Raw genomic sequence first — 8,692 nt, 5'->3', positions numbered from 1 at the left:
AGTGTGCGGGGGGGCGCGTGTTTGAGTTGTCGTCGGGGGGGGGGGCGGGGGCGGCCGGCTCGCGGGGGGGGGGGGGGGGGCGCCGCGGGGTCACGGCTCAGGCGCCCGGCCTGTTCGCGGCCGGGAGTGTCACCGGGGTCTGCGTGGCGGAGGTGCCGTTGTTGAGATACAGCATCGCGATGCCGCGCAGGGCCTGGTCGAACAGGTAGCCGCTGCCGGGGAACACGCCCGAGGTCCCCTCGCGGAAGGCGACGTACAGTGGCCACTCCACCTTGATGAGGGCGGCCTGGGCCCAGTCGCGGCGCAGCCCGAGCCAGTCGCACATCTCGTCGCCGAGCAGATAGCGCACGAACTCGTGGACGAAGCCCGTGGCCAGACCCAGCGTGGGCTGCGTGATGTAGCCCAGCAGCGTCTCGGCCAGGCTGGTCCCCTCGGTGGTGGGGCCCAGGTTCGGCCACAGCATGTGCTCCGCCTGCGCCAGGGCGTCGGCCCACGTGGCGGGGATGAACTCCCGCCGCACGCCCAGCAGATGGAGAGCGACCTGCCACGCGTGCAGGTCGGCCTCCTGCTCCGCGGCGGACAGGCGGATGCCCCACTTGAGCAGATTGCTGTGCGCGTACGTCGCCACCGAGTGGAAGGTGCGCAGGATGTCACCGTTGCTGATCGGCTTCGGCTGGTCCGAGGTCTCCATGAAGCGCGCGGACGTCGGCAGCAGATTGCGCACCACCGAGTGAACCAGGCGGGTCTTGTTGGCCGTGACGACGAAGTGCCCCGTGGGCTGCCAGGCGGTCTCCGAGTTGAGGTCGTAGCCGAAGGTGAACGTCTTGGCCGCGCGTTCCTTCATGTCGGCGCCGCCCGCCGACCAGTAGACGGCCCTGGCCTCGCGCGGGATGACGGTGCTCATGATGCCGCTGCCCAGGCTCTGGGAGACGAACAGGTACGAGGCGAGACGCTTGTAGTAGCGCTCGGACGCGGCGAGTGCGGTGGCGTCCGCCCAGGACGGCAGCCGGTTGACCTGCTGGAGGTAGCTGGTCAGATAGTCCGGCATGCCGGACGGCAGCGGGTCCGCGTTGTCGACCCAGGAGCGCCATGCGGTGTTGACCGCCGGAATCACACCGTCGGCCAGGAGCCGCGCGGCCACCTCGTCCGGCTCCGGATCCCACACCTGGAACGGATCGGTGACCGCGTCGGTGCCGGCGAGCGAACCGCGGGACGACCAGGCCCACGCCTCGGGCGCGGACGCCACACCCGCCAGACCCAGCACGGCGCCCAGCGACAGTACACGTCGTCTACTGATATTTCCCATTCACTTACCTACTTCCACGTAGGTCGAATCCTGGCCGTACTCGCCTGTGCCACTGGAGAGTTGACGGTCCGGCAGGTATGTCCATGGGTGTGATTTCTGATTAACATAACGACGCGTTCCGGGGTCGGCAAGAGCCGACGCGTCAGTGTCCGCATCAGGAGTGGTGACCGAATGACCCGTGTGATCTCCGCCCAGCGCTCCCTCTACGACGACGAGCACGAGCTGCTGCGGGACACCGCCCGCGCGTTCGCCGACAAACACGCCGCACCGCACGTGGAGCGCTGGCGGGCCGAGGGGAAGGTCGACCGCGCGCTCTTCGAGGAAGCCGCCCGCGCGGGCCTCCTCGGCTTCAACATCCCCGAGGAGTACGGGGGCGGCGGCATCACCGACTTCCGCTTCAACGCGGTGATCGGCGAGGAGTTCTCCCGTCATCCCGCGGCGGACGCTCTCGCGTGCGTGGGTCTGTCGAGCGACATCGTCGTGCCCTACTTCACCGATCTGACCGACGACGAGCAGAAGGCCCGCTGGCTGCCCGGGATTGCGGCGGGCCGGCTCGTCGTCGCCGTCGCGATGACCGAACCCGGCACGGGCAGCGACCTCGCCGGGATCGCCACCACCGCCGTCCGCGACGGCGACACGTTCGTGCTCAACGGCAGCAAGGTCTTCATCTCCAACGGCCAGAACGCCGACCTCGTCGTCACCGCCGTACGGACCGGCCCGGACCGGCACGGCGGGCTCAGCCTGATCGTCGTCGAGGCCGACCGGCCCGGCTTCTCACGCGGCCGCAACCTGGAGAAGGTCGGCCTGCACGCCCAGGACACCAGCGAGCTGGTCTTCCAGGACGTGCGCGTGCCGGCCGCCAATCTGCTCGGCGAGGAGGGCACGGGCTTCGCCTCCCTCATGCGCAACCTGCCGCAGGAGCGCATCTCGATCGCCGCGAACGCCGTCGCGTCCATGGAGGGCGTTCTCGAACGCACCTTGGACTACGTCAAGCAGCGCACGGCGTTCGGCAAGCCCATCGGCTCGTTCCAGAACACCCGCTTCGAACTCGCCGAGATGGTCACCACCGCCCGCGTCGGCCGCAGTCACCTCGACGACCTGCTCGCCCGGCACTCCCGCGGCGAGCTCTCGGCGGTCGACGCGGCCGCCGCGAAGTTCTGGGCCACCGAGACGTACGTGAACACCGTCGGCCGCTGCCTCCAACTCCACGGCGCCTACGGCTACATGCTCGAGTACCGCATCGCCCACGACTACCTGGACTCGCGCATCAGCACGATCTACGGCGGCACCACCGAGATCATGAAGGAGATCGTCGGCCGCGACCTGGGACTCTAGAGGCTGTTTCCTAGGCGCCGTCCCCGCGCTCCGCGAGCAGGGAGCGCACGCCCCGGCTGGTCAGGATGAGGCCGTCGTGGTGGCCCGGATCGATGAGGAGGGCCAGGTCCTCGTCGGTGGGCCAATTGGCCGCCAGCAGGCCGAGCTGCACCTGATGGCTCCTGCGGATGCCGGGGAGCGCCTGGCCCATGCGCTCCGGTGACGTGAAGACGGGCACGGCGTGCAGCCCCGGCGGTTCGTCGATCACGGGCAGGGTCAGTCTGCCGTTCTCCGGGCTGTTCCCGGCGTCGGAACCGGCCGGTTCCGGTACGAGGATGTCGCAGGCGGCGAGGGTGTCCAGCGCGGCCGCGTCGTCGGAGGACCGGCGGAGGTCGCGCAGGGCGTCCTGGGCCGCGCCCGCGAACAGTTCCATGGGGATCGTGTCGTCACACATGGTCTTCCCCCAGCGGCTCGTCCGATGGCTTTCCGGTACCCGGAAGTGATCGAACCATGCGGAAAGGGACGGTACCCCCGCCGGTGCGGGGGTACCCGTCGGGCGCAGACGTCACCGAGAGGAGGCGTGTCATGAACGGGACCGACCCCGATCCGCGCCGAACGCCAGGCCTCGCCGCCGGTGGCGCAGTGCCGCCCGGCGAGACCCCACCCGGCGAGGAAGGGACGTCCGCCGCCATCTCGTACCCGCAGTCCGAGCTGCTGCGCAAGGGCTGGGGCACCATGCCCCTGATCGCGATCGCCGTGGTGACACTCCTGGTGGCGATCGGCCTGGTCGCCATGGTCGTGTCGCTGCTCGCCTAAGCAGACCGGTGACCGGTGGAGGCCGCTGACGCGGCGGTGGTCAAGGGGTCGCGGGCCGGGCGGCCGAGCAGAGCCGTGAGGTCGGGGGTCGTGCCGGCCAGGAAACCGTGCCGGACGCCGGTGGCGATCGAGGCGAGCATGGGCGGCTGGAACGGCAGGAGCCCGGGCGTCTCGTCGAGGAGCCTGCGCCGGTACTCGCCCAGGCCGATCGTGTGATGGGGGACACCGAGTCGGTCCGCGACCTCCCGCGCCGTGATCGGCGTACCGACCAGGTCGTAGACGCGCTCCGCGTGCGGGGCGGGATCCGCCGCGACGATCGCGGCAGCGTCGGCGAGGTCCTCGCGGGCCACCGCTGCCAGGGCGCCGTCCCCGAAAGCCGACTCGACACCCTCGCCGGACCACATCAGCAGGCCGCCGAAGAGTTCGGCGTACAGGCCGTTGCGCAGGATCGTCCACGAAAGCCCGCTCGCGCGGACGAGGTGTTCGGTGGCGCGGTGGGCCAGCGCGAAACCGAGGTGGTCACCGGCCGTGGTCAGGCTGGTGTAGAGGACATGACGGACGCCGTCGCGGACTGCGGCGTCCAGGACCGCCGCATGCCGGGCGACGACCCGGTCGTCCTCGGCGTACCCGGCGGAGACCAGGACCAGGGTCGCCACTCCTGTGAGGTCCAGGCTCGAGGGGTCGTCGAAGTCGAGACGCCGCATCTCCGCGCCGGGCGTCCGGCTGCCGCCCGTGGCCGGGGCACCGCTCGCCCGCAGCGCCTCCAGGGTCGCCGAGCCGAGGCTCCCGTTGGCTCCCGTCACCAAGATCGTGTTCATCGCAGCGCAGTCTTCCTTCGGTGGTTCTCATCAGTAACTACGCTTGATCCTCGAGCGCACGACCACCGGCGACAAGAAGGCATTCTGATGTCACCCACGCACACCGGGGTAACCACCCCTGCCGAGCTCGACCCGTGCGGGCGCGAGGACCACCCCGACTGCGGCATCCGCGACGTCCTGGACCGCATCGGCGACAAGTGGTCCGTGCTCGTGATCGTCGAACTGGCCGGCGGGCCGCGCCGCTTCCGTGAGCTGCAGCGCGCCGTCGACGGCATCTCCCAGCGGATGCTCACCCTCACGGTGCGCAGGCTCGAACGCGACGGCCTCGTGCTGCGCACCGTCTATCCGACCGTCCCGGCCCAGGTCGACTACCGGCTCACCGACACCGGAGCCGGACTGACCCACCTGGTCAAGGCACTCGCCGACTGGTCCCTCGCCCACCGCACCGTCATCGCCGAGGCCCGCCACGCGTACGACGAGACGCACCCCGACCACGACATCCGCTGAACCGGGAAAGGCGCGTCACGGCCCGCGTCGAACGGCGGCGGCTCGACATGCAGGGGCGGCGGGAGTGGTTTTAGGTTGTGGGGGGACTCGCTGGTTCCGTACCCGCTGAATCCGCTCCCGACGAGAGAAGCGACCATGGCACAGCACCTGATCAAGCAGGTCGAGGACCTGGGGGCGCTGGACGGCCTGTGCCGTTCCGCTGCCGGACGGGTGCGGCGTGCCACGCGCTGCCGAGCGGTCAAGAACGCCCTGTCGGGCACCTGGCTGGGCCATCAGCTGCACCCGATGCTGACCGATGTCCCCATCGGCGCCTGGGCGATGGCCTCGGTGCTCGACGCGACGGCGGGCCCGGCCGGGGCCGGTGCCGCGCGCCGGCTGGTCGGGGTGGGGCTGCTCGCCGCGGTCCCGACCGCGGTCTCGGGAGCCTCCGACTGGTCCGACTCGTACGGCCCCGACCAGCGGATCGGCGCCGTGCACGGGATCTGCAACGCGACCGCGACCGTGCTGCAGACGGCGAGCTGGGTCGCGCGCGGCCGGGGCCGGCGGGGGACCGGTGCGGTGCTCAGCGGCATCGGGTTCGCGTTCACCGCGGGCGCCTCGTACCTCGGTGGCCATCTGACGCTGGTCCGGGGCGTCGGTGTGAGCCACACCGCGTTCCAGCCGGAGGTCGACGAGTGGACGGACGTCGCCGCGCTGGACGCCTTGAGCGAGGGCGAGCCCATGCGGGTGAAGGCCGGTGAGGTGCCGGTGGTCCTCGTCCGGCGCGGGCCGACGGTGTACGCGCTGTCCGCCGTCTGCACACACGCGGGCGGCCCCCTGGACCAGGGCGAGGTGCTGGACGACGGTGACTGCGTCCGGTGTCCGTGGCACGGCAGCGAGTTCCGGCTCGCCGACGGCAGCGCGGTGCGCGGGCCGGCGGCGGCGGACGCCCGGCGCTGGGAGACGAAGGTCGACGACGAGGGGCGGGTCCACGTCCGGTCGGCCGCTTCCTGAACGCTCCGTCAAGCGGCCGGTGGCGGAGGCCCGTCAGGCGGTCTCACGGGCGGCACGGGGAGCCTTCAGCGGCAGGCCGTACCGGGCCCAGAGCTGCTTCATGACGATCAGGGTCGCGGTGCCGGAGATCAGCATGCCCATGAGGTTCAGGCCGAGCTGAACCAGCGAAGCGCTCACCTCGTCCCAGTGCGCGAGCGGCACGGCGAGCGCGAGGTTTCCGGCGGCGGGCACCGTCGTGACCGAGATGAACACCCCCACGAGCACGGCCGACTTGCCGGCTGTCAGGGAGAGGATGCCGGCGACACCCGCGAGCAGCGCCACGATGAACGACCAGCGGTCCGGATGGACGATGAAGTCGGTCAGCGGCCGGGTGACCAGCATGTCCGGCGTGACCCAGCCGAGCCCCCGCCCCACGGCCGCGCACGCCATCGTGAACGCGACGGCGACCGCGAAGCCGACCACGAGCGTGCGCAGCGCACCGCCGACGGCTCGCCCGTCCCCGCGCACCAGACCGAAGCAGATGGCCGAGACGGGGCCGAACTCCGGGCCGAGCACCATGGCGCCGACGATGAGGACCGGCTGGTCGAGGAGCGCGCCGATGGCGGCGATCTGTGTCGCCAGCGTGAGGAAGGCCAGGAACGCCCAGGTGAGCCGCGAGTCGGCGGCGGTGTGCGCCGCGAGCTCGTCCCAGACGACCGCGTCGTCCGGGTCCCCCGGTACGAGTCGTTCGGCCCGGTCCGCCGCGCGGGACAGCGACAGGTCGAGCTGCTCCACCGTGACGCCGCCGCTCTCCTCCAGGCCGAGCGCGCGCAGTTCACGCAGCACGGTGTCGGCGGCCTCGCGGGCGACGTCGAACTCCACGACGTCACCCGGCGGTTGGTGCGCGGCGCCCCGCAGCAGGACCACGTTCACGGCGGCGGGGCTGTCCGCGGCGACGCGCACGGCGGCGTCGGTGCGGTCGGGCGGGGCGATGAGTCGTACATGCAGCACGGGCCGATTCTGGCGCGTCCGGTGCCGCAGCCCCGCACCGTGACCGGCGCGTCGCCCGGGGACGTACCGCCCGGGTGCTCAGTCCGTGCGGGCCTGCCGGCGGCGCAGCAGGAACAGCACGAGCAGGCCGACCACGATCAGCACCGCGAGACCGCCGAGCCCGTACGTGGCGTAGACCCACCAGGACACCGCGGCACCGGTCACGTAGTCGCCCGTGCCGGGGCGTTCGCCGTGCCGGCGCTTCGCACCCGTACCGGTGCGGCTGCCCGACTTGCGCTTGGGGCGCGGCCGCGACGCGGCGACCGTGCGCACCGGCCCGACCCCGGACACCTCGGGCACCGACGGTGCGGTGCTCGAGGCCGCCGCCGAGGCTGCGGGGGCCGCCGACAAGGGCACACCCACCCACACGGCCAGCGCAAGAAACAGAGCAGCGATCCGCACGATGATCCCCCCGATGAACGTCACGGCGACGAACATGATGCCTCACGTTCTTCACCTTCGGGACGCGTCCTGATCACCTCGCCCCCCGGATTCCTTCACCGGGCCGCCCGACCGTGAGCTGGTCATGATCGTGACAAGGAAAGGATCCCCCTTCATGGCTCCGTCCCACCGGGCCCGCCAAGTCGTAGGCCGGCTCGCGCTGTTGACCGCGCTCGCCGCACTGTCCACCGTCGTACCCGGATCCGCCGTCGCGGCGGACGACCTGCCCGCGGTGCGGCCGACCGCAGAGACACCGGCCGTGTACGACGACGAGGCGGGCGGCAACGCGGACGCCGACGACCCCGCGATCTGGCGCAACCCGGCGGACCCGGACCGCAGCCTCGTCATCGCCACGGTGAAGGAGGGAGGCCTGCGCGTCTACGACCTCGACGCGCGCGAAGTGCAGTCCGTCCCGGCGCCGCGTGCCCCCGGTCCGGACGACGCGCCCGGCCGGTTCAACAACGTCGACCTCGTGCCCGGCATGAAGACCCGCTCCGGCAAGGCCGATCTGGCCGTCACCAGCGACCGTGGCAGCGACCGGCTGCGGATCTACCGGATCGACGGCAGCGGTTCGGGCGCCCCGCTCACCGACGTGACCGCGCCCACGGCCCCGGCGGTCTTCTCCGGCTCCCAGGAGGAGATCAACGAGCAGCGCACCGCATACGGCCTCGCCACCTGGACCGACCCGTCCAGCGGCCGCTCGTACGCGGTGGTCAGCCGGCGCGAGCGGACCGAACTCAGCCTGCTGGAACTGACCGCGGGCTCCGACGGCACCGTCTCGTACCGGAAGATCCGTACCCTCGCACTGCCCTCCGCCTTCAAGCTGCCGAACGGCAGGACCTGGTCCCCGTGCGCCGAGCCGGACGAACTGCCGCAGGTCGAGGGCATGGTCGTCGACCCGGAGACCGGCACGCTCTACGCGGGGCAGGAGGACGTCGGCATCTGGCGCATGGACGCCGACCTCGGCGGCACCCCCGAACTCGTCGACAAGGTCCGCGAGTACGGCGTGCCGGGCACGTACGACCCGGAGACCGAGGAGTGCGTCCCGGGCGCGGACCCCGGCTTCGGCGGAACGCGTCTGCGCGCCGACGTCGAGGGACTCACCCTGCTGCGCCAGAAGGACGGCGACGGCTATCTCCTCGCCTCCAGCCAGGGCGACAACACCTTCGCCGCCTACGACCGCGAGCTCGACGAGGACAACGAGTACGAGGGCGGGTTCAGGATCACGGCCGCCTCCGCCACCCTCGACGGCACCGAGGAGAGCGACGGCGCCGCCGTCCTGAACGAGCCGCTCGGAACGAAGTACCCGCACGGCCTCCTCGTCGTCCAGGACGGCGACGACAAGCCGGGGGAGACGGGCCGGGACGCCACGGACTTCAAGTTCGTGGACCTGAAGCCCGTGCTCGTCGCGCTCGACGACTGACCCGGCGGCACCCACCGAGAAGGCGGGGCCCACGCACCCGGACGT

10 protein-coding genes are annotated in these 8,692 nt (G+C 71.7%); 5 read left to right on the top strand and 5 right to left on the bottom strand.

What is annotated here, in order from left to right:
• Positions 1-97 precede the first annotated feature (97 nt).
• Complete coding sequence (locus tag ACFW9D_RS32725) at positions 98-1,306, bottom strand: oxygenase MpaB family protein (RefSeq protein WP_384628022.1); 1,209 nt, start codon at positions 1,304-1,306, stop codon at positions 98-100.
• Positions 1,307-1,477: 171 nt separating this feature from the next.
• On the opposite strand from ACFW9D_RS32725, the gene ACFW9D_RS32720 reads away from it, so the two are divergent.
• The gene (locus tag ACFW9D_RS32720; RefSeq protein ID WP_384628019.1) at positions 1,478-2,641 is read left to right on the top strand and encodes an acyl-CoA dehydrogenase family protein; all 1,164 of its coding nucleotides are present in this window, start codon (positions 1,478-1,480) and stop codon (positions 2,639-2,641) included.
• Between the two features lie 10 nt (positions 2,642-2,651).
• On the opposite strand, the gene ACFW9D_RS32715 is transcribed toward ACFW9D_RS32720, so the two are convergent.
• Positions 2,652-3,074 (bottom strand): SseB family protein, encoded by a 423-nt coding sequence (locus ACFW9D_RS32715; protein ID WP_384628016.1) that lies wholly within the window; start codon positions 3,072-3,074, stop codon positions 2,652-2,654.
• 131 nt (positions 3,075-3,205) lie between these two features.
• On the opposite strand from ACFW9D_RS32715, the gene ACFW9D_RS32710 reads away from it, so the two are divergent.
• Positions 3,206-3,436: a DUF6480 family protein gene (locus tag ACFW9D_RS32710; RefSeq protein WP_188335422.1), complete on the top strand. Its 231-nt coding sequence runs from the start codon at positions 3,206-3,208 to the stop codon at positions 3,434-3,436.
• Here the strand turns inward: ACFW9D_RS32710 and ACFW9D_RS32705 are convergent.
• Positions 3,433-4,254: an NAD(P)H-binding protein gene (locus tag ACFW9D_RS32705; protein WP_384628012.1), complete on the bottom strand. Its 822-nt coding sequence runs from the start codon at positions 4,252-4,254 to the stop codon at positions 3,433-3,435. The two genes, ACFW9D_RS32710 and ACFW9D_RS32705, sit on opposite strands and share 4 nt — an antisense overlap.
• Before the next feature lie 87 nt (positions 4,255-4,341).
• Here ACFW9D_RS32705 and ACFW9D_RS32700 point away from each other — a divergent pair, with 87 nt between their 5' ends.
• Complete coding sequence (locus ACFW9D_RS32700; protein ID WP_188335420.1) at positions 4,342-4,761, top strand: helix-turn-helix domain-containing protein; 420 nt, start codon at positions 4,342-4,344, stop codon at positions 4,759-4,761.
• Positions 4,762-4,896: 135 nt separating this feature from the next.
• Complete coding sequence (locus ACFW9D_RS32695; protein ID WP_188335419.1) at positions 4,897-5,754, top strand: Rieske (2Fe-2S) protein; 858 nt, start codon at positions 4,897-4,899, stop codon at positions 5,752-5,754.
• Between the two features lie 33 nt (positions 5,755-5,787).
• Here the strand turns inward: ACFW9D_RS32695 and ACFW9D_RS32690 are convergent, their stop codons facing one another.
• Both ACFW9D_RS32690 and ACFW9D_RS32685 read right to left on the bottom strand, forming a co-directional pair.
• A complete protein-coding gene (locus ACFW9D_RS32690; protein WP_384628009.1) occupies positions 5,788-6,744 on the bottom strand; it encodes a DUF389 domain-containing protein in 957 nt (318 codons plus the stop codon).
• A 78-nt stretch (positions 6,745-6,822) separates the two neighbouring features.
• The gene (locus ACFW9D_RS32685) at positions 6,823-7,209 is read right to left on the bottom strand and encodes a hypothetical protein (protein ID WP_384628006.1); all 387 of its coding nucleotides are present in this window, start codon (positions 7,207-7,209) and stop codon (positions 6,823-6,825) included.
• 130 nt (positions 7,210-7,339) lie between these two features.
• On the opposite strand from ACFW9D_RS32685, the gene ACFW9D_RS32680 reads away from it, so the two are divergent.
• Entirely contained in the window at positions 7,340-8,647 is a 1,308-nt protein-coding gene (locus tag ACFW9D_RS32680) for a phytase (protein ID WP_384628003.1), read from the top strand.
• Positions 8,648-8,692 lie beyond the last annotated feature (45 nt).

This window comes from Streptomyces sp. NPDC059524 (assembly GCF_042749255.1).
GTDB lineage: Bacteria > Actinomycetota > Actinomycetes > Streptomycetales > Streptomycetaceae > Streptomyces > Streptomyces xanthii.
This window is presented reverse-complemented; position numbering and strand designations above follow the sequence as displayed.

What these genes read in the sequence shown, in the direction of transcription:
- ACFW9D_RS32725 (WP_384628022.1), bottom strand. Translation starts at nt 1,306, where the DNA reads ATGGGAAATATCAGTAGACGACGTGTACTGTCGCTGGGCGCCGTGCTG.
- ACFW9D_RS32720 (WP_384628019.1), top strand. Translation starts at nt 1,478, where the DNA reads ATGACCCGTGTGATCTCCGCCCAGCGCTCCCTCTACGACGACGAGCAC.
- ACFW9D_RS32715 (WP_384628016.1), bottom strand. Translation starts at nt 3,074, where the DNA reads ATGTGTGACGACACGATCCCCATGGAACTGTTCGCGGGCGCGGCCCAG.
- ACFW9D_RS32710 (WP_188335422.1), top strand. Translation starts at nt 3,206, where the DNA reads ATGAACGGGACCGACCCCGATCCGCGCCGAACGCCAGGCCTCGCCGCC.
- ACFW9D_RS32705 (WP_384628012.1), bottom strand. Translation starts at nt 4,254, where the DNA reads ATGAACACGATCTTGGTGACGGGAGCCAACGGGAGCCTCGGCTCGGCG.
- ACFW9D_RS32700 (WP_188335420.1), top strand. Translation starts at nt 4,342, where the DNA reads ATGTCACCCACGCACACCGGGGTAACCACCCCTGCCGAGCTCGACCCG.
- ACFW9D_RS32695 (WP_188335419.1), top strand. Translation starts at nt 4,897, where the DNA reads ATGGCACAGCACCTGATCAAGCAGGTCGAGGACCTGGGGGCGCTGGAC.
- ACFW9D_RS32680 (WP_384628003.1), top strand. Translation starts at nt 7,340, where the DNA reads ATGGCTCCGTCCCACCGGGCCCGCCAAGTCGTAGGCCGGCTCGCGCTG.